This is a genomic window from Kitasatospora sp. NPDC051984 (assembly GCF_044593455.1).
Taxonomy (GTDB): domain Bacteria; phylum Actinomycetota; class Actinomycetes; order Streptomycetales; family Streptomycetaceae; genus Kitasatospora.
On the sequence record NZ_JBIUCB010000014.1, the window covers coordinates 25,025 to 46,456 of the forward strand.

Here is a 21,432-nt window from a genome sequence, read left to right on the forward strand (position 1 = left end):
ACGGTGAACGACACCAAGGGGCGGGCACCCGGGGCACCGGACTCGCCGCACAGGGGCGAACCGCCCCGCGGCGGCATCCTGATGGGCCGCCCGTTCGGCGTGCCCGTCTACGTCACCCCGTCCTGGTTCCTGGTCGCGGCACTGATCACCTGGATCTTCGGCAGCCGGCTCGCCTACGTCCTGCCCGAGCTCGGCGCCACCCGCTACCTGCTCGCCTTCTCCTTCGCCGTCGCCTTCTACGGCTCGGTGCTGGTCCACGAACTCGCCCACACCCTGGTCGGCCTGCGCTACAAGCTCGGCGTGCGCCGCATCCAGCTCCAGTTCCTCGGCGGCATCTCCGAGATCGAGAAGGAGGCCGACCGCCCCTGGCGCGAGTTCTGGCTCGCCGTCGTCGGCCCGCTGCTCTCCCTGGTACTGGCCGGCATCTTCTGGGCCGGCCTGCGCGCGGTCGAACCCGCCACCGTCCCCGGCGTGCTGCTGGCCGGCCTGATGATCTCCAACCTGGTGGTCGCCGCCTTCAACCTGCTGCCCGGCCTCCCGCTCGACGGCGGACGGATGCTGCGCGCCGTCGTCTGGGCCGTCACCGGCAACCCCATGAAGGGCACCCTCGCCGCCGTCTGGACCGGCCGCGCGCTGGCCATCGCCGTCGTCCTCGGCCTGCCCGTCATCGGCGCCGCCCAGAACGCCCAACGCTCCACCGGCGAAGCCATGCTCGACGGCGTCCTCGCCGCCATCCTCGGCTTCATCATCTGGCAGGGCGCCGGCAACTCGCTGCGCAACGCCCGCCTCAAGGAGGTCCTGCCCGGGCTCAAGGTCCGCGACCTGGCCCGCCGCAGCATCGACGTCACCGCCGACACCCCCCTCGGCGAGGCCCTCCGCCGCGCCCACGAGGCACACGCCGGCGCCCTCGTGGTCGTCGACGGCCGCGGCGAACCCACCGGCCTGGTCAAGGAATCCGCGGTCCACAACGTCCCCGAACACCGCCGCCCCTGGGTCGCCGTCTCCGCCGTCTCCCGCGACCTCGAACCCGGCCACACCATCCCCGTCGACCTGGCCGGCGAACAGATCCTGGAAACCCTGCGCCGCGCCCCCGCCTCCGAATACCTGGTGGTCCGCGCCGACGGCACCGTCTACGGCGTGCTCTCCCTCACCGACCTCGAACGCCGCCTCACCGCCGCCGTACTCGGGCGGCCGGGCGCCTGAACCGATCATGTGGTCGGGACGGCCCTCCGGCTCCCGTAGGATGGCCCCCATGTCCGAACCGACCGGTGCCGCCCGCCGACGCGGGCCCTTCCAGGTCGGGGACCAGGTCCAGCTGACCGACCCCAAGGGCCGCCACTACACGTTCACGCTCCAGGCCGGGAACCAATTCCACACCCACAAGGGTGCGTTCCCGCACGACGAGCTGATCGGCGCTCCCGAGGGCACGGTCGTCCGCACCACGGGAAACGTCCCGTACCTCGCGCTGCGCCCCCTGCTCCCCGACTACGTCCTGTCCATGCCGCGCGGCGCTGCCGTGATCTACCCCAAGGACGCGGGGCAGATCCTGGCGATGGCCGACATCTTCGCCGGCGCGAGGGTGGTGGAGGCGGGCGTCGGATCCGGCGCCCTGTCCACCTACCTGCTGCGCGCCGTCGGCGACACCGGCATGCTCGCCTCCTACGAACGGCGTGAGGACTTCGCGGACATCGCCCGCAGCAACGTCGAACGCTACTTCGGCGGCCCGCACCCCGCGTGGAAGCTCACCGTCGGCGACCTCCAGGACAACCTGGTCGAGACCGACGTCGACCGCGTCATCCTCGACATGCTCGCCCCCTGGGAGTGCCTGGACGTCGCCTCCAAGGCGCTCGTCCCCGGCGGCCTCATCTGCTGCTACGTGGCCACCACCACGCAGATGTCCCGCACCGTCGAGGCGCTGCGCGAACACGGCACCTTCACCGAGCCGCAGGCCTGGGAGACCATGGTCCGCACCTGGCACCTCGAAGGCCTCGCCGTCCGGCCCGACCACCGCATGATCGGCCACACCGGCTTCCTGCTCACGGCTCGCCGCCTGGCCGACGGCGTCGAACCCCCGCTCCGCCGCCGCCGCCCCGCGAAGGGCGCCTACGGCGAGGACTACGACAACGCCGAGCCCGAGCTGACGCTCGCGGAGCGGGCTGCGGTGCGCAAGGCGCAGCGGGAAGCGGCCGCACATGATGGCCGCGACCTGAGCTGAGAGATTCGGCTACCAGGGGCGCGGGGAACTGCGCGAGCAAGGAACGCACGTCCGCAAGGTCGCGATCAACGGCAAGTCATTGCCCGCGTCGCGACCTTGCGGACGGGCGCCTTCCGATTCGCGCAGTTCCCCGCGCCCCTGTTTTCGCATCCACCCGCTTCCGCCCCTGGTTGTTCGCCCACACTTCCCACTGTGCGAAAATGCCCACACCGGAAGGGGAGTTCGTGGTGCATGCGCAGTCGGGCTTGAAGCACTGGGTGCTGGTTGCGGCGGGATGTGCCGCTGTTGTGGGTGGGGCGCTCGGGGCGAACTCGGCGACCGGGGCCGTGGTGACGGGTCATCAGGCCGAGGCGGTGGTGCCGGAGGTGGATCTGTCGAAGGTCCAACTGCCCATGGAGTGCGGGCCGTTCCCGGTCGCGGTGAGTCTGAAGGCGTCGGCGGTGGTGGACGGGAAGCCGCTCGGGGTGCTCGCGGCGCACTGCCAGGCCGACATGGGGACGCCGCCGGACCAGATGTTCGTGGTGGAAGGCGCCGGCAGGCCGGTCGAGTTGCTCTCGGACCGGGACGGCTACACGCTCACCGAGTTGGCGATCCGCTCCGACGGTTCGATCCGCGGCGCGGCTCGCGGCTACTCCTCCGACGACATACCGCGCTTCTCGCCGGACATGGCGGTGGAGTTGGTGTGGACGAAGTCCACCGGCGGGGTGTGGGCGAAGACCGAGACCCGGACCGCCGCCCACACCGCCTGACGGTTCGTCAGTCCGCGTCCGGACCGTAGACCTCGACGCCGTCGGCGGCACGGCGGACGTGGATGCAGTCGCCCGGGCAGTCCTTCACCGAGTCGACGACGTCCTGAAGGAGCGTGAGCGGGACGGGCACCGTCTCGCCGGGCTGCTGCCGCAACTCGTCGTCCTCGCCCTTCACATAGGCGAGTCCGTCGATGTCGAGTTCGAAGACCTCGGGCGCGTACTGCGCGCAGATCCCGTCCCCGGTGCACAGATCCTGGTCGATCCAGACTTCGAGTGCCTCGCCCGTCCCCGCCATTGCCCCTGCCGTTTCTGCTCTGGTCGCCCCGCATTCGGGGACATTCCTGTCACGATACATCCGCGCTGCTTTGAACCGTTGAGGGGTGGGCATCTCCTCTGTCAGAGGGGAAGCGTGCAGGGCGAACATCGGACACGCCCGATCCATCTTTCTGATCTAGGGGTTTACATGACCCTGGTCCCAGGTAGGTTTGGGTCGTCCAGCTCCCCCAGGAGGAGGTGAGGACCGTGGCAGCCAACGATGACGACTACGACCGCAGCGCCGGCAGGCCCGCACGGGGGTCCGACGAGGCCGCGCAGGTCTCCTACCTCGAGCAGGAGATCGCCGTCCTTCGGCGCCGGCTCGCCGATTCTCCGCGCAGCTCAAGGGTGCTTGAGGAGCGGATCGTCGAGCTGCAGACCAACCTGGCCGGCGTGACCGCCCAGAACGAGAGGCTCGTCGCCACCCTGCGCGAGGCCCGCGACCAGATCGTGGCCCTCAAGGAGGAAGTGGACCGGCTCGCCCAGCCGCCCGCCGGATTCGGCGTCTTCCTCGAGCAGAACGAGGACGGCACGGCCGACATCTTCACCGGCGGCCGCAAGCTCCGGGTCAACGTCAGCCCCAGCGTGGAGCTGGACGAGCTGAGCCGCGGCCAGGAGGTGATGCTCAACGAGGCGCTGAACGTCGTCGAGGCGATGGCGTTCGAGCGGATCGGCGAGATCGTCACGCTCAAGGAGCTGCTGGAGGGCGGCGACCGCGCGCTGGTGGTCGGGCACACCGACGAGGAACGGGTGGTGCGCCTCGCGGAGCCGCTCCGCGAACTCACCCTGCGGGCGGGCGACGCGCTGCTGCTGGAGCCGCGCTCGGGTTACGTGTACGAGGTGGTGCCGAAGTCCGAGGTCGAGGAACTGGTCCTCGAGGAGGTCCCGGACATCGACTACCGGCAGATCGGTGGCCTGGCCAACCAGATCGAGCAGATCCGGGACGCGGTCGAGCTGCCCTACCTGCACGCCGACCTGTTCAAGGAGTTCGAGCTCCGCCCGCCCAAGGGCGTGCTGCTGTACGGCCCGCCCGGATGCGGCAAGACGCTGATCGCCAAGGCGGTCGCCAACTCGCTGGCCAAGAAGGTCGCCGAGGTGACGGGCCGGCCGCAGGGCAAGAGCTACTTCCTGAACATCAAGGGCCCCGAGCTGCTCAACAAGTACGTGGGCGAGACCGAGCGGCAGATCCGCCTGGTCTTCCAGCGGGCCCGGGAGAAGGCGGGCGAGGGCACGCCGGTCATCGTCTTCTTCGACGAGATGGAGTCGCTGTTCCGCACCCGCGGTTCCGGCGTCAGCTCGGACGTGGAGAACACCATCGTCCCGCAGCTGCTGGCGGAGATCGACGGCGTGGAGGGCCTGGAGAACGTCATCGTGATCGGCGCCTCCAACCGCGAGGACATGATCGACCCGGCGATCCTGCGGCCCGGCCGGCTGGACGTCAAGATCAAGATCGAGCGGCCGGACGCCGAGGCGGCCAAGGACATCTTCTCCAAGTACCTCAAGGACTCGCTGCCGTTCCACCCCGACGACGTCAAGGAGCACGAGGGCTCGGTGCCCGCCACCGTCGCCGCCATGATCCAGTCGGTGGTCGAGCGGATGTACTCCGAGACCGAGGAGAACCGCTTCCTGGAGGTCACCTACGCCAACGGTGACAAGGAGGTGCTGTTCTTCAAGGACTTCAACTCCGGCGCGATGATCCAGAACATCGTCGACCGCGCGAAGAAGATGGCCATCAAGGACTTCCTCGACCACGGCCAGCGCGGTCTGCGCGTCTCCCACCTGCTCGCCGCCTGCGTGGACGAGTTCAAGGAGAACGAGGACCTGCCCAACACCACCAACCCGGACGACTGGGCCCGCATCTCCGGCAAGAAGGGCGAGCGGATCGTGTTCATCCGCACCCTCGTCACCGGCAAGCAGGGCGCCGAGTCCGGTCGCTCCATCGACACTGTCGCCAACACGGGGCAGTACCTGTAGTACGCGAACCACCCGTCCGGCTGCGGCGCTCGCAGGGCTCCGCAGCCGGACGGCGCGTCTGCACCGGCAGTACCGACAGGGTCAGGAGGGCCGCATGACCGTACGGCGCGTGATGGGGATCGAGACCGAGTACGGCATCTCCGTGCCGGGCCACCCGAACGCCAACGCCATGCTCACCTCGTCCCAGATCGTCAACGCGTACGCGGCGGCGATGCACCGGGCGCGCCGCGCCCGCTGGGACTTCGAGGAGGAGAATCCGCTGCGCGACGCCCGGGGCTTCGACCTGGCCCGGGACGTGGCGGACGCCAGCCAGCTCACCGACGAGGACATCGGTCTGGCCAACGTCATCCTCACCAACGGCGCCCGGTTCTACGTCGACCACGCGCACCCCGAGTACTCGTCCCCCGAGGTCACCAACCCGCGCGACGCGGTGCTGTGGGACAAGGCCGGCGAGCGCATCATGGCCGAGGCCGCCGCCCGCGCGCTGGAGCTGCCGGGCGGGCAGCGGATCCTGCTCTACAAGAACAACACCGACAACAAGGGCGCCTCCTACGGCACCCACGAGAACTACCTGATGCAGCGGGCCACCCCGTTCGCCGACATCGTCCGCCACCTCACGCCGTTCTTCGTCTCCCGCCAGGTGGTGTGCGGGGCCGGCCGGGTCGGGCTCGGGCAGGAGGGCGGCGGGCACGGCTTCCAGATCAGCCAGCGCGCCGACTACTTCGAGGTCGAGGTCGGCCTGGAGACCACCCTCAAGCGCCCGATCATCAACACCCGCGACGAGCCGCACGCGGACTCCGAGAAGTACCGCCGGCTGCACGTCATCATCGGCGACGCCAACCTCTCCGAGATCTCCACCTACCTCAAGCTCGGCACCACCGCGCTGGTCCTGTCGATGATCGAGGACGGCTTCATCGCCGTCGACCTCGCCGTCGACCAGCCGGTGCGCACCCTGCACCGGGTCTCCCACGACCCGGAGCTGAAGCACCTGGTGTCGCTGCGCTCGGGCCGCAAGCTCACCGCCGTCCAGTTGCAGATGGAGTACTGCGAGCTGGCCCGCAAGTACGTCGAGGACCGCTTCGGGCAGGACGCCGACGACCAGACCATGGACGTGCTGGCCCGCTGGGAGGACGTGCTGGGCCGGCTGGAGCGCGACCCGATGAGCCTGTCCCGGCAGCTCGACTGGATCGCCAAGAAGGAGATCCTGGAGGGCTACCGCCAGCGCGACGCCCTGAACTGGGACAGCTCCCGGCTCCAGCTGGTCGATCTCCAGTACAGCGACGTACGCCCCGACAAGGGGCTGTACAACCGCCTGGAGGCGCGCGGCCGGATGGAGCGGCTGCTCACCGAGGACGAGGTGCGCCGCGCCGTCACCGAGCCGCCCGAGGACACCCGCGCCTACTTCCGCGGCCGCTGCCTGGAGCAGTACGCCGACCACGTGGCCGCCGCGTCCTGGGACTCGGTCATCTTCGACCTGCCCGGTCGCGACACCCTCCAGCGGGTGCCCACGATGGAGCCGCTGCGCGGCACCAAGGCACACGTCAAGGAGCTGCTCGACCGGTGCCGCACCGCGGAGGACCTGGTTCGGGTCCTGTCCGGCGGGTAACTTTTCGATCACCACGGGTGAACATTTCCCCGACGGGGAATCATTCAGGTGAGCAGCGAGCGTTGTACCGGAACACCGAGCGAGCGGGGTGAGGAAAATGGCGGAGAAGGACACCGACGGCGGCCAGCAGCGGGCCAGCCGCTCCTCCGAGGAGGTCGAGGAGCAGGCCGCGGAAACTCAGGCCTCGGACGACCTCAAGGAGCGGCAGGAAAAGCTCAGCGACGACGTCGACGCGGTACTGGACGAAATCGACGAAGTGCTGGAATCCAACGCCGAGGATTTCGTGCGCGGATTCGTGCAGAAGGGCGGCGAGTGAGAGGGGGCAACCCCTTTCCACCGGAAAAGAGCACGGCGAGCGCCGCAGGCATGCCCAAAGCGCGCCTGCGGCCTCGCCTTCTCTACGGCCCGTCGCCCAAGGACGTGGATCAGGCCCCGGGAGCGGGTAGGGTCCGGGGCACAACTCCAACTTTGGATCTTCGATCTGGAAGGACACGTGTGGAAGCCAACCTCAGTGGCACCGGGCGTCTACCGGCTGCCTTCCTCACCCCCGGTTCCTCCTCGTTCCTCGACTTCCTCGACAGCCACGCGCCGCACCTCCTGCCGGGGCGGCGCACCCTCCCCGAGGGGATGGTCGTCGAGGCCCCGCACGGCACCACCATCGTGTCCGCGGTCTTCGAGGGCGGCGTGGTGCTCGCCGGCGACCGCCGGGCCACCATGGGCAACGTCATCGCCCAGCGCGACATGGAGAAGGTCTTCCCGGCCGACGAGTACAGCGCGGTCGGCATCGCCGGCACCGCCGGCCTCGCCATCGAGATGGTGCGGCTGTTCCAGCTGGAACTCGAGCACTACGAGAAGATCGAGGGCACCGTGCTCTCCCTCGAGGGCAAGGCCAACCGGCTCACCACCATGATCCGGTCCAACCTGGCGATGGCCATGCAGGGCCTCGCCGTCGTCCCGGTCTTCGCCGGCTACGACCTCGACCTCGGCCGCGGCCGGATCTTCACCTACGACGTCACCGGCGGCCGCTCCGAGGAACGCGCGGGCTTCGCCGCCACCGGCTCCGGCTCGGTGTTCGCCCGCGGCTCGATGAAGAAGCTCTACCGGCCGGGGATGACCGCCGAGCAGGCCGCCACCCTCACCGTCCAGGCGCTGTACGACGCCGCCGACGACGACTCGGCGACCGGTGGGCCCGACCTCGCGCGGAAGATCTTCCCGATCGTCACGCTGATCACCGAGGACGGCTTCCGCCGGCTCAGCGAGGAAGAGGTCACCGCGATCGCGGTGTCCATCACCGACCAGCGGCGCGAGCACCCCAACGGCCCGCAGGCCCCGCTGCTCTGAATCCGCCTCAACCACCCGAAGGGAGACCGGCGGTGTCCACCCCGTTCTACGTCTCGCCCCAGCAGGCCATGGCGGACCGCGCCGAGTACGCCCGCAAGGGCATCGCGCGCGGACGCAGCGTGGTCGTGCTGACCTACGCCGACGGCATCGTCTTCGTCGCGGAGAACACCTCCCGCGCCCTGCACAAGGTCTCCGAGATCTACGACAAGATCGCGTTCGCCGCGGTCGGCCGCTACAACGAGTTCGAGAACCTGCGGATCGGCGGCGTGCGCTACGCCGACCTGCGCGGCTACTCCTACGACCGGGCCGACGTCACCGCCCGCGGCCTGGCCAACGTGTACGCCCAGACCCTGGGCACCATCTTCTCCTCGGTCGGGGAGAAGCCCTACGAGGTCGAGCTGATCGTCGCCGAGGTCGGCCGCACCGACGCCGACGACCAGATCTACCGGCTCACCCCCGACGGCTCGGTGGTGGACGAGAAGAACGCCGTCGTGGTCGGCGGCAACGCCGACTCCATCGGCAACTACCTCGGCCAGCGCCACCGGGCCGGCCTGACCCTCGCCGAGGCGCTCAAGCTCGCCGTCGACGGCCTGGCCCGGGACCCCAACGGCGGCAGCCCGCGCACCATGACGCCCGAACAGCTGGAGGTTGCCGTCCTCGACCGCCAGCGGGTCCAGCAGCGCAAGTTCAAGCGCATCCTGGGCAGCCAGCTGTCCCGGCTGCTCAGCGGCGACGAGAGCGCCGCCACCGACGAGGACGAGGCGTCCGACACCGAATGACCGCGTCCGGCGGCCCGCCACCTGCCTGGTGGGCCGCCTGACGATCCATCACCGCACCGAAGGGTTTCACGGAGCTTCCCACAGAGAAGAGTCGCCATATGGACCGCCGAATTTTCGGGATCGAGAACGAGTACGGCGTCACCTGCACCTTCCGCGGCCAGCGCCGCCTGTCGCCGGACGAAGTCGCCCGCTACCTCTTCCGCCGTGTCGTCTCCTGGGGCCGCAGCAGCAACGTCTTCCTGAAGAACGGCGCCCGGCTCTACCTCGACGTCGGCTCCCACCCCGAGTACGCGACCCCCGAGTGCGACGACGTCGTCGAACTGGTCACCCACGACAAGTCCGGCGAGCGGATCCTCGAGGGCCTGCTGGTGGACGCCGAGCGGCGGCTGCACGAGGAAGGCATCGCCGGCGACGTCTACCTGTTCAAGAACAACACCGACTCCGCCGGGAACTCCTACGGCTGCCATGAGAACTACCTGGTCGCCCGGCACGGCGAGTTCTCCCGGCTGGCGGACGTGCTGATCCCGTTCCTGGTGACCCGCCAGCTGATCTGCGGCGCCGGCAAGGTGCTGCAGACCCCGCGCGGCGCCGTCTACTGCGTCAGCCAGCGCGCCGAGCACATCTGGGAGGGCGTCAGCTCCGCCACCACCCGCTCCCGCCCGATCATCAACACCCGCGACGAACCGCACGCCGACGCCGAGCGCTACCGCCGCCTGCACGTCATCGTCGGCGACTCCAACATGTCGGAGACCACCACCCTGCTCAAGGTCGGCGCCACCGACCTGGTGCTGCGGCTGATCGAGGCCGGCGTGGTGATGCGGGACCTGACGCTGGAGAACCCGATCCGGGCGATCCGCGAGGTCAGCCACGACCTGACGGGCACCCACCAGGTCCGGCTCGCCAACGGCCGGGAGGCCAGCGCCCTGGAGATCCAGGAGGAGTACTACACCAAGGCGCTGGAGTTCGCCGACCGCAAGGGCCTCAACGAGGGCACCGTGGCCCGCGTCCTGGACCTGTGGGGCCGCACCCTGGAGGCGGTGCGCACCGAGGACCTCGGCAAGGTCGGCACCGAGATCGACTGGATCATGAAGTACCAGCTGATCGAGAAGTACCGGGCCAAGCACCAGATGACCATGTCCAACCCGCGGGTCGCCCAGATCGACCTCGCCTACCACGACATCCACCGCCGCCGCGGCCTGTTCTACCTGCTGCAGAAGAACGGCCAGGCGCAGCGCGTCACCACCGACCTCAAGACCTTCCAGGGCAAGTCGGTGCCCCCGCAGACCACCCGGGCCCGGCTGCGCGGCGACTTCATCCGGCGCGCGCAGGAGCAGCGCCGCGACTTCACCGTCGACTGGGTGCACCTGAAGCTGAACGACCAGGCGCAGCGCACCGTGCTGTGCAAGGACCCGTTCCGGTCGGTGGACGAGCGGGTGGAGAAGCTGATCGCCGGAATGTGATCAAGTCGTCGACGGCCAGGGCCTGCCCGGCCGGTCTTGCCGGGCGCGCGACGCCGGATCATCCCGCCTGGACGCACCGGCAAAACATCCAAGTACACCCAGTACGAGGACGTTTCGCCGGCACGCCCAGCCGGGCGCCCGACGCCGCGCGCTGATCCGACAAGCCCGGCCGGGCAGGCCCTTGTCGGGGGCGCGCCCGAGTGCCTCCGACGGACCGGACGAATCGGGCCATACGCTGGCCTCATGCGTCGAATCGCCTGCCTGCTCTCCGTTCCCCTCGCCGCCGTGCTGCTGACCGCGTGCGGCAGCGGCTCCGGCAAGACCGCCGGGGCGACGCCCTCGGCGGCGGCCTCCCCGGTGGAGGTGCCGAGCCCGGTGGCGTCCGCCTCGCCGATGCCCACGATCAGTGGGGAGTTCGGCTCGAAGGCGACGATCACGCTGCCCGGCGGGCAGCCGAGCGGGCAGTTCGTGGTGAGCACCGAGACCGAGGGCACCGGGCCGGTCGTCAACAAGAACGACTGGGTGACCGTCAACTACACCGCCAAGGACTGGACCAGCGGCAAGGACCTGACCAGTTCCTACGACTCCGGCGGCAAGCCGCAGCTGTACCAGGCGGGCAGCGGGCAGCTGGTGCCGGCGTTCGACGTGAGCGTGGAGGGCAAGAAGGTCGGCAGCCGGCTGGTGGTGGTGGCCCCGCCGGCTGCCGGGTTCGGCTCCCAGGGCTCGACGGCGCTCGGTGTCGGCAAGGACGACACCGTGGTGTTCGTGCTGGACATCATGCAGTCGGTGCCGCAGGACTCCACCGTCTCCGGGCAGGTCACCGAGCCGCCCGCGAACGCGCCGCAGGTCAAGGACAACGGCAAGGCCGCGCCCACCATCACCATCCCCTCGGGGGAGCAGCCGCCCGCCGACCTGCAGCAGTACGTGCTGATCAAGGGCACCGGCCCGGAGGTGAAGTCCGGTCAGACCCTGGTGGTCCAGTACACCGGCGTGACCTGGGCCGACGGCAAGCAGTTCGACTCCTCGTGGAGCCACGGCGGGGCGCAGGCGCTGCAGGTCGGCACCGGCAGCCTGATCAAGGGGTGGGACCAGGGCCTGGTCGGCAAGACCGTCGGCAGCCGGGTGATGCTGGTCGTCCCGCCGTCGCTGGGCTACGGCGACAAGGCCAGCGGGTCGATTCCGGCGAACTCCACCCTGGTGTTCGTGATCGACATCCTGGAAGCTGTCTGATCGCCACCTGACAGCGGGGCCAGGGTCGGGCTGACCGGCTCTCATTCCGACCTGACATACTGCTGCCCCGCACCAGTGGTACACGCGTCGTCGGGCGAGATGAATTGGGGAGTCATGTCTGAGAAGCCGTCGAGCCCGGGCGGGGCCGACAACAACGGGCAGCAGCGTCCGGGAGACCGCGAGTCGATCGTGGTCCCCGCCGAAATGCTGACCCAGGCCGGCTGGGCTCCGCCGGCGCCCTCCGCGCCGGCCGCCGGGGCCGCCGAGGCCCCGCAGGTTTTCGCCTCCACCCAGCGCAAGGTCGACCCGTCCGAGGCGGGCTACGACGAGGATCCGGGCAGCTCCGGCCGCCTCGGCGCGATCCTCGGTACGGTGCTCGCGGTGCTGCTGATCGGCTCCGCGATCACGATGTACCAGGTCAACAAGGGCGACGACAAGCCCGCGAGCAAGTCCGACGCGGCGAAGCCCGCCGCCTCGGACACGCCCAGCCAGGAGCCGGTGCCGCCGATCAAGGACAGCGCCAAGGCGCTGCCCACGGTGACCGGCGACTTCGGCTCCAAGGCGACCATCACCGTGCCGGAGGACAAGCCGGACGGCACCTTCGTGGTCAAGGAGCTGACCGCGGGCAGCGGCGCCAAGGTCGAAAAGGGCAACTGGGTGTCCGTCGACTACACCGCGATGGACTGGAACACCGGCAAGGAGATCCCCGGCTCGTACGGGGAGAAGGCCGGGAAGCCGCAGCTGTTCCAGGCCGACTCCGGCAAGCTGATCCCGGCCCTGGACAAGGCCGTCGCCGGGCACAAGGCCGGCAGCCGGGTGCTGGTGGTCGCGCCGCCCGCCGCCGCGTTCGGCGCCCAGGGCAACTCGCAGCTCGGCATCGGTGCCACCGACAGCCTGGTCTTCGTGCTCGACATCCGGCAGGCCACCGCGCCCGACGCGGTGCTCAGCGGCGAGATGACCCCGCCGCCGGCCGGCATGCCGCAGGTCAAGGACAACGGCAAGAAGCCGTTCGACATCACCCCGGTCCCCGGCGCCGCCGACCCGACCGAGCTGAAGTCGCACGTCCTGATCCAGGGCAAGGGCCGCAAGATCGAGAGCGGCGAGAAGGTCGTCGTCCAGTACACCGGCGCGCTGTACAAGGACGGCAAGAAGTTCGACTCCTCGCTCGACCGCGGCCAGGCATTCACCTTCGCCACCGGCGCCGGCAGCGTCATCGAGGGCTGGGACAAGGGCGTCGTCGGCCAGAACATCGGCAGCCGCATCGAACTGGTCATCCCCGCCTCGCTGGGGTACAAGGACCAGGCCAGCGGCTCGATCCCGGCGAACTCCACCCTGGTGTTCGTGATCGACATCCTGGACGCCGGCGTCGGCGGCGAGGACTGACCGGCCGCCGCTTTTGTCTAGGATGAGCAGCGTTCACGCAACCGAACGAGAAGAGCAACAGTGAGCCTGACCAAGCCGGAGATCGACTTCCCGGGCGGCGACGCCCCGACCGAGCTCCAGATCCGCGACATCAAGGTCGGCGAGGGTGCCGAGGCCAAGGCCGGCGCGAACGTCGAGGTCCACTACGTCGGTGTCACCTTCGCCTCCGGCGAGGAGTTCGACGCGTCCTGGAACCGTGGCCAGACCTTCCGCTTCCCGCTGGGCAAGGGCCGCGTCATCAAGGGCTGGGACCAGGGCGTCGAGGGCATGCGCGTCGGTGGCCGCCGCGAGCTGGTCATCCCGCCGCACCTGGCGTACGGCAACCAGTCCCCGAGCCCGCTGATCCCGGCCGGCTCCACCCTGATCTTCGTGGTGGACCTGCTGGGCGTCTGACCTCGGACGCATCACCGAACCCCCGGTTCCGCTCGGAGCCGGGGGTTCGGCTTTCGCGGAGCGTGTCCGTACCGGTACGGTCGGCGGGTCACCCCCGAACGGAGGAAAGGTCAGCGATGGCGATCGCCAAGGCAGAGCGGCTGATGAACCTCGCCCTGTGCCTGATGAACACCCGGCGTCCGCTCTCCAAGAAAGAGCTGCGCGAATCCGTCGAGGCGTACCGGGAAGCCTGGCAACAAGGCTCCGAGGACGCCTTCAACCGGATGTTCGAGCGCGACAAGGACGACCTGCGCGAACTCGGACTGATCATCGACGTGGACGAGAACGCGCTCGACGGCGAAGTGGGATACCTCGCCCGCCGAGACCGCAACCGCCTCCCCGAGATCGCCCTGGACGCCGAGGAAGCCGCCGCGCTCACCCTCGCCGCCCGGGTCTGGCAGCAGGCCAAGATGTCCGGCGCGGCCAGCGGCGCCCTGCAGAAGCTGCGGGCCGCCGGCGTGCCGTTCGCCGAGGAGCGGGAGCACGGTGCGCTGGAGCCGCGGATCCCCGGCCGGGAGGCCGCGTTCGAGCCGCTGCTCACCGCCGCGCGCGACCGGCGGCCCGTCACGTTCGAGTACCGCAAGGCCGGCGCCGCCGTCGCCGAGCCGCGGTCGGTCGAACCGTGGGCGCTGGAGTGCTGGCGCGGCCACTGGTACCTGGCCGGGTGGGACCGCGACCGCGGCTCCGCCCGGGTGTTCCGGCTCTCCCGGATCACCGGCAAGGTCCGCTCCCGGGCCGGCGCGTTCACCGGCGACGTCCCCGAGCACGTCGACGTGCGTGCCGTGGTCGCCCGGTTCGCGGGCGAGGGCGCGACCGCGGTCGCCGTGGTGCGGGTCCGCCGGGGCGCCGCGTACCCGCTGCGCCAGCGTGCGCTGGACACCCGGCCGGTGGACGCCGACTGGGACGAGCTGGACATCCCGTACGGCAACGGCCTGGGCGCCGACCTCGCCGAGTACGGCCCCGACGTCATCGTGATCGGCCCCGAGGACCTGCGGGCCGACGTCATCGACCGGCTGCGTGCCGTCGCCGGTCTCGCGGAGGTGCAGGCATGAGTAACGCCATCGATCAGACGCGGCGGATGCTGTCGCTGGTCACCTACCTGCGCGAACGCCCCGGGGCCGAGGTCGCGGAGGTGGCGCGGGCGTTCGGGATCACCGAGCGCGAACTGATCGGCGACCTGAACGTGCTGCCGATGTGCGGCACGTCCTTCCGCGGCGGCGACCTGCTCGACATCGACACCGACGGCGAGCGGATCTGGTGGCACAACGTGGACGACGTCGCCCAGCCGCTGCGGCTGGCCGCCGACGAGGCCACCGCGCTGCTGGTCGCCGCCCGCGCCGTGGCCGGGCTGCCCGGACTGCGGGAGCGGGACCGGCAGGCGCTCACCCGGGCCGTCGCCAAGATCGAGGACGCGGCCGGCGAGAGCGCCGAGTCCGCCGCCCGGATCGGCGTCACCTTCGAGGCCGAGGGCACCGTCTTCGCCGACATCGACCGGGCGCTCAGCGAGGGCCGGCTGATCTGGCTGCGCTACTGGTCGCACGGCCGCGGCGAGCTCACCGAGCGCGAGGTCGACCCGATCCGGCTGGTCACGGAGGGCCACACCTACCTGGAGGGCTGGTGCCGCACCTCCGAGGACCGGCGCACCTTCCGGCTCGACCGGATCGCCGAGATCAAGGTCCTCGACGAGCCCGCCAACCCGCCCCGGATGCAGCCCCGCGACCTGTCCGCCGGCCTGGTCGCACCCGGCGCCGACGACCCGCAGGTGGTGGTCGAGGTCGGCCCCGGCGGCCGCTGGGTCGCCGAGTACTACACCCACGACAGCGCCGAGGAACTCCCCGACGGCGGCCTGCGGATCACCCTGCGCTCCGCCGAACCGTCCGGCCTGCGCACCCTCGCGCTGCGGCTCGGCCGGGACGGCCGGATCACCACCCCGCCGCAGCTCGCCGAACAGGCCCGCACCGCCGCGCTGGCCGCGCTGGAGCACTATCGGGACGGACAGGTCTGAACCACGTGACCGAGGGCACCAGATTCAAGGTGTACTGCTCGCAGTGCCGGGAGAAGGTCGAACTCCCGGCACCCGAGTTCCGGCTGGCGCTCGGAGCCAGCAGGGAACGCACCTTCTACAGCTTCACCTGCCCGGCCTGCGGAGCGTCCGTCCGCAAGATCGCCGGGGAGCGGATCGTCGCCGCGCTCACCGCCGCCGGCGTGCACACCATGCGGCTGCTGCCGGTGGACGGATAGGAAAGGCCGCAAGCGCATGAACTGGACCCTGGTCGGTGCCGTCCTGCTGTCCACCGCCGGTCTGCTGGTGCTCGGGGTGCTCGCCGTCCGGCTGTGGCTGGACGCGCGGGCGCTGACCCGCGAGGTGGACGGGGCGGTTGCCGCGTTGCGGCGGGCGGCGGAGAAGGACTGAGCGCGCGGGGGAGTGGGCCCGGTCACTGATGGTTGGGGACCGGGTTCCCGCTGCGACACCCCGAGCGGCTACCATCGCGCAGGGGGAGCCCTGCCTCCCTGACTTCCCGGACCTCCCGGACAAGGAAGGCGGAGCTCCGATGCGGATCCTGTCACCTGGCGTGCTGCTGATCGTCGTGGTGTTCGCCGTGCTGCTGTTCGGCGGCAAGCGGCTGCCCGACGTGGCGCGGGGGCTCGGGCGGTCCCTGCGAATCCTCAAGAGCGAGGGCAAGGCGCTGCGCGGCGAGTTCACGGCCGGTGCGCGGGGGTCTGCGGCGGCGCCTGCTGCCGCTGTCGCCGAGCCGGAGCGGGTGGTCAAGTCCGCCCCCGGCGCCTCCGGGGCCTCCCGTACTGACCGGGCCGCCTGAACCGTACGGCCCCGCACCACCACTCCGACCACCACCGACGAGCGCACGATTCGAGGACCGGGTTGAGCAAGACGACCAAAGCGCCCAAGGACCCTGAGGGGCGGATGGCGCTCGCCGACCATCTGCGCGAGCTGCGCAACCGGCTGGTCAAGTCACTGCTGGCGATCATCGTGTTCACGATCGCCGCGGCGTTCTTCCACAGGGAGCTGGTGGACTTTCTGATCAAGCCGCTGCCGGCGTGCAACCCCGACGGGTCGCTGCCGGCCGGGCTGAAGCAGTGCGTGGAGATCTCCAACATCGGTCTGACCACGCCGTTCACCGTCGCGCTGAAGGTCGCTCTGACCGCCGGCGTGGTGGCTGCCACCCCGGTCTGGCTCTACCAGCTGTGGAAGTTCGTGTCGCCCGGCCTGCACCGGCACGAGAAGCGCTACTCGGTGTCGTTCCTGGCGCTCGGCACCCCCCTGTTCCTGGCCGGCGCGGTGCTCGCCTACGTGATCATGCCGGTCACGGCGCAGATGCTGATCAGCTTCATCGCGGACGGCGTCAAGTCGATCGTGCCGGTGGAGACCTACCTCGACCTGATCACCCGCATGGTGCTGGTGTTCGGCCTGGGCTTCGAGCTGCCGCTGTTCCTGGCGATGCTGAACGTGGTCGGGGTGCTCTCCGGCAAGCGGCTGCTGGGCTGGTGGCGCGGTTTCGTGATGGGTATCACCGTGTTCGCGGCCTTCGCCACGCCGTCCGCCGATCCGCTGTCGATGCTGGCGCTGGCCGCGCCGATCTGGCTGCTGTACTTCCTGGCGGCCGGCTTCGCGCTGCTCAACGACAAGCGCAAGCTGGCCCGCAACCCCGACGCGCTGCTGGACGACGAGGAGGCCTCCCACGTCGACCTGACGGTGGACGCCGTCGAGGACGCGGAGACGGTGGGCGGCGTCGAGCCGGTGCAGGCCGGGCGACGCGACCAGATCGACGACATCACCTGACAGACGGGGACTGCCCCGCTGACGGCCCCGCTGGCGGCCCTGGACCTGACGGTCCGGGGCCGTTCGGCGTTTTGGGGCCGTTCGGCGTTTTCGGTGAGTGCCCGGGGGTGGATTCGGGCTGGTGGGGGGCTTGTCGGTGATTCTGAACATGTGACATATTACTGGCGTGCTGAAGCAAACCTCCTACGACGTTGTGGTGGTCGGTGCCGGTGTGGTCGGTGCCGCGTGCGCCTACTACGCGGCCCGGGCCGGGCTGCGGGTCGCCGTGGTCGACCGCGGGCCGGTGGCCGGCGGGACCACCGGCGCCGGCGAGGGCAACCTGCTGGTCTCCGACAAGGAACCCGGCCCCGAGCTCGACCTGGCGATGCTGTCGGTGACGCTGTGGCGGGAGCTCGCGGAGGAGTTCGGCGACCGGGTCGAGTACGAGCCCAAGGGCGGCCTGGTGGTCGCCTCCGCGCCCGCCGGGCTGGACGCCCTGAACCGCTTCGCCGCCAAGCAGCGGGAAGCCGGGGTGGAGGCCGTTGCCGTTGCCGCGGAGTCGCTGCGCGAGCTGGAGCCGCACCTCGCCCAGGGGCTGCCCGGCGGGGTGCTGTACCCCCAGGACGCGCAGGTGCAGCCCGCGCTGGCGGCGGCCCACCTGCTGCGGGCCTCCGGTGCCGACAGCTATCTCGGGGAGGCCGTCACCGCGCTGCGGCGCGGGCCCGGCGGTGCGATCGCCGGGTTGGTCACCGAGCGCCGGGAGCTCGCTGCGCCCGCGGTCGTCAACGCGGCCGGTACCTGGGGCGGGGCGGTGGCCGAGCTGGCCGGGGTGCGGCTGCCGGTGCTGCCGCGGCGGGGTTTCGTACTGGTCACCGAGCCGCTGCCGCGGATTGTCCGGCGGAAGGTGTACGCCGCGGACTACGTCGCGGACGTCGCCTCCGGGTCCGCGGACCTGCAGTCGTCCGCGGTGGTCGAGGGCACTCCCGCCGGTCCGGTGCTGATCGGCGCCAGCCGGGAGCGGGTCGGGTTCGACCGGACCCTCAGCCCCGAGGTGCTGCGGCGGCTGGCCGCGCAGGCGGTGGCGCTGTTTCCGGTGCTGGGGACGGTGGCCGTGCAGCGGGCGTACCGGGGCTTCCGTCCGTACCTGCCCGACCACCTGCCCGCGATCGGGCAGGATGCGAGGGTGCCGGGGCTGTACCACGCGTGCGGGCACGAGGGGGCGGGGATCGGGCTGGCGCCGGCGACGGGGTTGCTGATCAGTCGCCAACTGGTGGGTGCTGAGGCCGGGTTCGAGCTGGGGCCGTTCCGGCCGGAGCGGTTCGAGGGCGCGGGGGAGGAGTAGGTGGCCCGGTTGGGGCCGCTGGTGGGTGGCCGGCGGGTTCCGGGTGCGGGGTGGTTGGGGAATTCGGTGTTGTTCGGGAGGTGTGAGCGTGGATCCGCTTGATCTGGTGGGTGCTGAGCCCGGGGCGGTGCGGGTGGTTTCGTTCGACGGTCGGGCGGTGGAGGCGCTGCCGGGGCAGACGTTGGCGGCGGCTTTGTGGGCGGACGGGGTGGTGGCGTGGCGGCGGACCCGGGTGGGTGGGCGGTTGCGCGGGGCGTTCTGTGGGATCGGTCAGTGCTTCGACTGTCTGGCGACCGTCAACGGGCGGCCCAATCAGCGGCTGTGCCTGGTGACTGCCGAGGACGGCGACGTCGTCAGCACGCAGGAGGGGCACGGGCGTGATGAACTCGCGGTCTGAGTACGACCTGGCGGTGATCGGTGCGGGTCCGGCGGGGCTGGCGGCTGCGGATGCCGCTGCCGGGTTCGGGCTGCGGGTGGCGCTGGTGGACGCGGGGGCGCGGCTCGGTGGGCAGTACTACCGGCATCCCGCGACCGAGTTGGGTGCGGCGCGTCCGGAGAAGCTGCACCACGGGTGGCGGACGTTCGCGGGGCTGCGGGAGCGGCTGGTGGCGTCGCCGTTGGTCGATCACCTGGCCGGCCATCACGTGTGGGCCGCCGAGCGGGGCGGGCACGGGTGGAAGCTGCATGCCACCCGGGGCCCGGAGGGCGGCGACCGGGTCACCGTCGAGGCGCGGCATCTGCTGCTGGCCACGGGTGCGTACGAGCGTCAACTGCCGTTCCCCGGCTGGACGTTGCCCGGGGTGGTGACGGCCGGCGGGGCGCAGGCGATGTTGAAGTCGGGGCTGGTGCTGCCGGGGCGGCGGGTCGTGGTGGCGGGCAGTGGGCCGTTGCTGCTGGCGGCCGCGTCCTCGCTGGCGGCGGCCGGGGCGCGGATTCCGGCGATCGTGGAGGCGACGGCGTATCTCGGCTATGCGCGCGGGCTGCCCGTGCTGGCGGGGAACCCGGCGAAGCTTGTCGAGGGTGCCGACCATGCGGCCCGGTTGCTGCGGCACGGGGTGCGGTTGCGCCGACGGGCCGCCGTGATCGAGGCGCACGGTGACGAGAGGGTCACCGGCGTCACCGTGGCGCGGCTGGACGCCCGTTGGAAGCCGGTGCCCGGCACCGAGCGGCGGATCGCGTGCGACGCGCTCGCGGTCGGGCACGGGCTGGTGCCGCAGATCGACCTGGCCGTCGAGCTCGGCGCGGCCACCGTCACCACCGCCGACCACACCGCCGCGCTGCGGGTGGACGCGCAGCAGCGCACCAGTGTGCCCGGGCTGTGGGCCGCGGGGGAGACCTGCGGTGTCGGCGGCGCGGACCTGGCGCTGGCCGAGGGGGTGCTCGCCGCTCACTCGGTGGCCGGAAAGCCTGCTCCTGCAAGGGAGTTGAGGGTCCGGCGGGGTCGGCGGGAGTTCGCTTCGCTGATGGCGGCCGCGCACGCGCCGGGGCCGGACTGGACGGGCTGGGTGACCGACGACACCGACGTCTGCCGGTGCGAGGAAGTCCCCGCGCGGGCCGTCCGGGAGGCCGTCACCGAACTCGGCGCCGCCGATGCGCGGACCGTCAAGTTGCTCACCCGGGCCGGCATGGGCTGGTGCCAGGGCCGGATGTGCGGGCCCGCGGTGGCCTGTCTGTCCGGCGGGCCGCTCGGCGGGCCCGACAGCCGGCCGCTGTCCTGCCCCGTTCCGCTGGCCCAACTGGCGCAGCAGGACGGTTCGTCGGAGCCGCCGGAGTCGCCGGAGCTGTCGGAGTAGAGGTCGGCGGGGGTCTTGCGCCCTCGTCGAGGATTTGTAAAATGTCACACATCATATCGAGGGAGATCCCCGTGACTCGCACCGCCCACGACCCCGCCCGCCCCTGGCGCGGCATCATGGTCGCCACCACCCTGCCGTTCCGCGAGGACCGCAGCGTCGACTACGACGCCTACGCCGAGCACGTCCGCTGGCTGCTCGACAACGGCTGTGACGGCGTCGTCCCCAACGGGTCGCTCGGCGAGTACCAGACCCTCACCCCCGAAGAGCGCGCCAAGGTCGTCACCACCGCCGTCGAAGCCGCCGGGGACGGCTCGCGCGTGATGCCCGGCGTCGCCGCGTACGGCAGTGCCGAGTCCCGCCGCTGGGCCGAGCAGGCCGCCGAGGCCGGCGCCGGCTCCGTGCTGCTGCTCCCGCCGAACGCCTACCGCGCCGACCACGACGCCGTGCGCGCCCACTACGCCGAGGTCGCCGCCGCCGGCGTGCCGATCGTCGCCTACAACAACCCGATCGACACCAAGGTCGACCTCGTCCCCGCGCTGCTCGCCGACCTGCACGCCGCCGGGCACATCGTCGCCGTCAAGGAGTTCTCCGGCGACGTCCGCCGCGCCTACGAGATCGCCGAACTCGCCCCCGGGCTCGACCTGCTGATCGGCGCCGACGACGTCCTGCTGGAGCTGGCCGTCGCCGGTGCGGTCGGCTGGATCGCCGGCTACCCCAACGCGCTGCCCGCCACCAGCGCCGAGCTGTACCACGCCGCCGTCGCCGGCGACCTGGAGACCGCGCTGCCGCTCTACAAGTCGCTGCACTCGCTGCTGCGCTGGGACTCCAAGACCGAGTTCGTCCAGGCCATCAAGCTGTCCATGGACATCGCCGGCCGCACCGGCGGACCCACCCGCGCCCCGCGGCTGCCGCTGCGCCCCGAGATCGACGCCGCCGTGCGCGCCGCGACCGAGAAGGCGCTCGCCGAGGGCCACAAGTAGGCGTTGTCTGCAGGTA

The 21,432-nt window shown here is 71.1% G+C and carries 23 protein-coding genes; 22 read left to right on the forward strand and 1 reads right to left on the reverse strand.

Annotated features, from left to right (window positions below; genetic code table 11):
• Positions 1 to 3: 3 nt before the first annotated feature.
• The 3 genes from ACIHEI_RS24850 (at position 4) to ACIHEI_RS24860 (ending at position 2,964) form a co-directional block, all read left to right on the forward strand.
• On the forward strand, positions 4 to 1,203 hold the full coding sequence (locus ACIHEI_RS24850; protein ID WP_392943986.1) for a site-2 protease family protein: 1,200 nt from the start codon (positions 4 to 6) through the stop codon (positions 1,201 to 1,203).
• A gap of 49 nt (positions 1,204 to 1,252) precedes the next feature.
• Positions 1,253 to 2,215, forward strand: a complete 963-nt coding sequence (locus tag ACIHEI_RS24855; protein WP_387634022.1) for a tRNA (adenine-N1)-methyltransferase — start codon at positions 1,253 to 1,255, stop codon at positions 2,213 to 2,215.
• Between the two features lie 329 nt (positions 2,216 to 2,544).
• Positions 2,545 to 2,964 (forward strand): hypothetical protein, encoded by a 420-nt coding sequence (locus ACIHEI_RS24860; RefSeq protein ID WP_396608123.1) that lies wholly within the window; start codon positions 2,545 to 2,547, stop codon positions 2,962 to 2,964.
• 7 nt (positions 2,965 to 2,971) lie between these two features.
• On the opposite strand, the gene ACIHEI_RS24865 is transcribed toward ACIHEI_RS24860, so the two are convergent.
• Positions 2,972 to 3,259, reverse strand: a complete 288-nt coding sequence (locus tag ACIHEI_RS24865; RefSeq protein WP_285737743.1) for a ferredoxin — start codon at positions 3,257 to 3,259, stop codon at positions 2,972 to 2,974.
• Between the two features lie 227 nt (positions 3,260 to 3,486).
• On the opposite strand from ACIHEI_RS24865, the gene arc reads away from it, so the two are divergent.
• The 19 genes from arc to ACIHEI_RS24960 all read left to right on the forward strand — a co-directional run bounded on the left by arc (position 3,487) and on the right by ACIHEI_RS24960 (position 21,416).
• Positions 3,487 to 5,253, forward strand: a complete 1,767-nt coding sequence (gene arc / locus ACIHEI_RS24870; protein ID WP_387864733.1) for a proteasome ATPase — start codon at positions 3,487 to 3,489, stop codon at positions 5,251 to 5,253.
• A gap of 94 nt (positions 5,254 to 5,347) precedes the next feature.
• Positions 5,348 to 6,859, forward strand: coding sequence for a depupylase/deamidase Dop (dop, locus tag ACIHEI_RS24875; RefSeq protein ID WP_396608124.1), 1,512 nt, complete (start codon positions 5,348 to 5,350; stop codon positions 6,857 to 6,859).
• Positions 6,860 to 6,956: 97 nt separating this feature from the next.
• Positions 6,957 to 7,175 (forward strand): ubiquitin-like protein Pup, encoded by a 219-nt coding sequence (locus tag ACIHEI_RS24880; RefSeq protein ID WP_396608125.1) that lies wholly within the window; start codon positions 6,957 to 6,959, stop codon positions 7,173 to 7,175.
• 179 nt (positions 7,176 to 7,354) lie between these two features.
• Positions 7,355 to 8,200, forward strand: coding sequence for a proteasome subunit beta (prcB, locus tag ACIHEI_RS24885; protein ID WP_387634013.1), 846 nt, complete (start codon positions 7,355 to 7,357; stop codon positions 8,198 to 8,200).
• A 32-nt stretch (positions 8,201 to 8,232) separates the two neighbouring features.
• Positions 8,233 to 8,979, forward strand: a complete 747-nt coding sequence (gene prcA / locus ACIHEI_RS24890; RefSeq protein ID WP_387634011.1) for a proteasome subunit alpha — start codon at positions 8,233 to 8,235, stop codon at positions 8,977 to 8,979.
• Between the two features lie 98 nt (positions 8,980 to 9,077).
• Positions 9,078 to 10,439 (forward strand): Pup--protein ligase, encoded by a 1,362-nt coding sequence (pafA, locus tag ACIHEI_RS24895; protein ID WP_396608126.1) that lies wholly within the window; start codon positions 9,078 to 9,080, stop codon positions 10,437 to 10,439.
• 243 nt (positions 10,440 to 10,682) lie between these two features.
• Positions 10,683 to 11,669 (forward strand): FKBP-type peptidyl-prolyl cis-trans isomerase, encoded by a 987-nt coding sequence (locus tag ACIHEI_RS24900; protein WP_387634008.1) that lies wholly within the window; start codon positions 10,683 to 10,685, stop codon positions 11,667 to 11,669.
• 114 nt (positions 11,670 to 11,783) lie between these two features.
• The gene (locus ACIHEI_RS24905; RefSeq protein WP_392943975.1) at positions 11,784 to 13,052 is read left to right on the forward strand and encodes an FKBP-type peptidyl-prolyl cis-trans isomerase; all 1,269 of its coding nucleotides are present in this window, start codon (positions 11,784 to 11,786) and stop codon (positions 13,050 to 13,052) included.
• Positions 13,053 to 13,112: 60 nt separating this feature from the next.
• A complete protein-coding gene (locus tag ACIHEI_RS24910; RefSeq protein WP_387634004.1) occupies positions 13,113 to 13,484 on the forward strand; it encodes an FKBP-type peptidyl-prolyl cis-trans isomerase in 372 nt (123 codons plus the stop codon).
• Positions 13,485 to 13,600: 116 nt separating this feature from the next.
• The gene (locus ACIHEI_RS24915; protein ID WP_387634002.1) at positions 13,601 to 14,575 is read left to right on the forward strand and encodes a helix-turn-helix transcriptional regulator; all 975 of its coding nucleotides are present in this window, start codon (positions 13,601 to 13,603) and stop codon (positions 14,573 to 14,575) included.
• Entirely contained in the window at positions 14,572 to 15,528 is a 957-nt protein-coding gene (locus ACIHEI_RS24920; RefSeq protein ID WP_387634000.1) for a helix-turn-helix transcriptional regulator, read from the forward strand. The genes ACIHEI_RS24915 and ACIHEI_RS24920 overlap by 4 nt, the downstream gene beginning before the upstream one ends.
• A gap of 5 nt (positions 15,529 to 15,533) precedes the next feature.
• Positions 15,534 to 15,764, forward strand: a complete 231-nt coding sequence (locus tag ACIHEI_RS24925; protein WP_043911529.1) for a hypothetical protein — start codon at positions 15,534 to 15,536, stop codon at positions 15,762 to 15,764.
• 16 nt (positions 15,765 to 15,780) lie between these two features.
• Positions 15,781 to 15,936: a hypothetical protein gene (locus ACIHEI_RS24930; protein ID WP_387633998.1), complete on the forward strand. Its 156-nt coding sequence runs from the start codon at positions 15,781 to 15,783 to the stop codon at positions 15,934 to 15,936.
• Between the two features lie 139 nt (positions 15,937 to 16,075).
• Positions 16,076 to 16,342 carry a Sec-independent protein translocase subunit TatA gene (gene tatA / locus ACIHEI_RS24935; RefSeq protein ID WP_396608127.1) on the forward strand — a complete coding sequence of 89 codons (267 nt, stop codon included), beginning with the start codon at positions 16,076 to 16,078 and terminating at the stop codon, positions 16,340 to 16,342.
• A 104-nt stretch (positions 16,343 to 16,446) separates the two neighbouring features.
• Positions 16,447 to 17,322, forward strand: a complete 876-nt coding sequence (gene tatC, locus ACIHEI_RS24940; RefSeq protein ID WP_392945440.1) for a twin-arginine translocase subunit TatC — start codon at positions 16,447 to 16,449, stop codon at positions 17,320 to 17,322.
• Positions 17,323 to 17,488: 166 nt separating this feature from the next.
• On the forward strand, positions 17,489 to 18,643 hold the full coding sequence (locus tag ACIHEI_RS24945; RefSeq protein ID WP_396608128.1) for an NAD(P)/FAD-dependent oxidoreductase: 1,155 nt from the start codon (positions 17,489 to 17,491) through the stop codon (positions 18,641 to 18,643).
• A gap of 88 nt (positions 18,644 to 18,731) precedes the next feature.
• The gene (locus ACIHEI_RS24950) at positions 18,732 to 19,040 is read left to right on the forward strand and encodes a (2Fe-2S)-binding protein (protein ID WP_387636770.1); all 309 of its coding nucleotides are present in this window, start codon (positions 18,732 to 18,734) and stop codon (positions 19,038 to 19,040) included.
• A complete protein-coding gene (locus ACIHEI_RS24955) occupies positions 19,024 to 20,436 on the forward strand; it encodes an NAD(P)/FAD-dependent oxidoreductase (RefSeq protein ID WP_396608129.1) in 1,413 nt (470 codons plus the stop codon). Before ACIHEI_RS24950 ends, ACIHEI_RS24955 begins: the two co-directional genes overlap by 17 nt.
• A 41-nt stretch (positions 20,437 to 20,477) precedes the next feature.
• Positions 20,478 to 21,416, forward strand: a complete 939-nt coding sequence (locus tag ACIHEI_RS24960; protein ID WP_387909765.1) for a dihydrodipicolinate synthase family protein — start codon at positions 20,478 to 20,480, stop codon at positions 21,414 to 21,416.
• Positions 21,417 to 21,432: the final 16 nt, after the last annotated feature.

What these genes read in the sequence shown, in the direction of transcription:
- ACIHEI_RS24855 (WP_387634022.1), top strand. Translation starts at nt 1,253, where the DNA reads ATGTCCGAACCGACCGGTGCCGCCCGCCGACGCGGGCCCTTCCAGGTC.
- ACIHEI_RS24865 (WP_285737743.1), bottom strand. Translation starts at nt 3,259, where the DNA reads ATGGCGGGGACGGGCGAGGCACTCGAAGTCTGGATCGACCAGGATCTG.
- dop (WP_396608124.1), top strand. Translation starts at nt 5,348, where the DNA reads ATGACCGTACGGCGCGTGATGGGGATCGAGACCGAGTACGGCATCTCC.
- ACIHEI_RS24880 (WP_396608125.1), top strand. Translation starts at nt 6,957, where the DNA reads ATGGCGGAGAAGGACACCGACGGCGGCCAGCAGCGGGCCAGCCGCTCC.
- pafA (WP_396608126.1), top strand. Translation starts at nt 9,078, where the DNA reads ATGGACCGCCGAATTTTCGGGATCGAGAACGAGTACGGCGTCACCTGC.
- ACIHEI_RS24900 (WP_387634008.1), top strand. Translation starts at nt 10,683, where the DNA reads ATGCGTCGAATCGCCTGCCTGCTCTCCGTTCCCCTCGCCGCCGTGCTG.
- ACIHEI_RS24905 (WP_392943975.1), top strand. Translation starts at nt 11,784, where the DNA reads ATGTCTGAGAAGCCGTCGAGCCCGGGCGGGGCCGACAACAACGGGCAG.
- ACIHEI_RS24915 (WP_387634002.1), top strand. Translation starts at nt 13,601, where the DNA reads ATGGCGATCGCCAAGGCAGAGCGGCTGATGAACCTCGCCCTGTGCCTG.
- ACIHEI_RS24920 (WP_387634000.1), top strand. Translation starts at nt 14,572, where the DNA reads ATGAGTAACGCCATCGATCAGACGCGGCGGATGCTGTCGCTGGTCACC.
- ACIHEI_RS24930 (WP_387633998.1), top strand. Translation starts at nt 15,781, where the DNA reads ATGAACTGGACCCTGGTCGGTGCCGTCCTGCTGTCCACCGCCGGTCTG.
- tatA (WP_396608127.1), top strand. Translation starts at nt 16,076, where the DNA reads ATGCGGATCCTGTCACCTGGCGTGCTGCTGATCGTCGTGGTGTTCGCC.
- tatC (WP_392945440.1), top strand. Translation starts at nt 16,447, where the DNA reads ATGGCGCTCGCCGACCATCTGCGCGAGCTGCGCAACCGGCTGGTCAAG.
- ACIHEI_RS24955 (WP_396608129.1), top strand. Translation starts at nt 19,024, where the DNA reads ATGAACTCGCGGTCTGAGTACGACCTGGCGGTGATCGGTGCGGGTCCG.
- ACIHEI_RS24960 (WP_387909765.1), top strand. Translation starts at nt 20,478, where the DNA reads ATGTCACACATCATATCGAGGGAGATCCCCGTGACTCGCACCGCCCAC.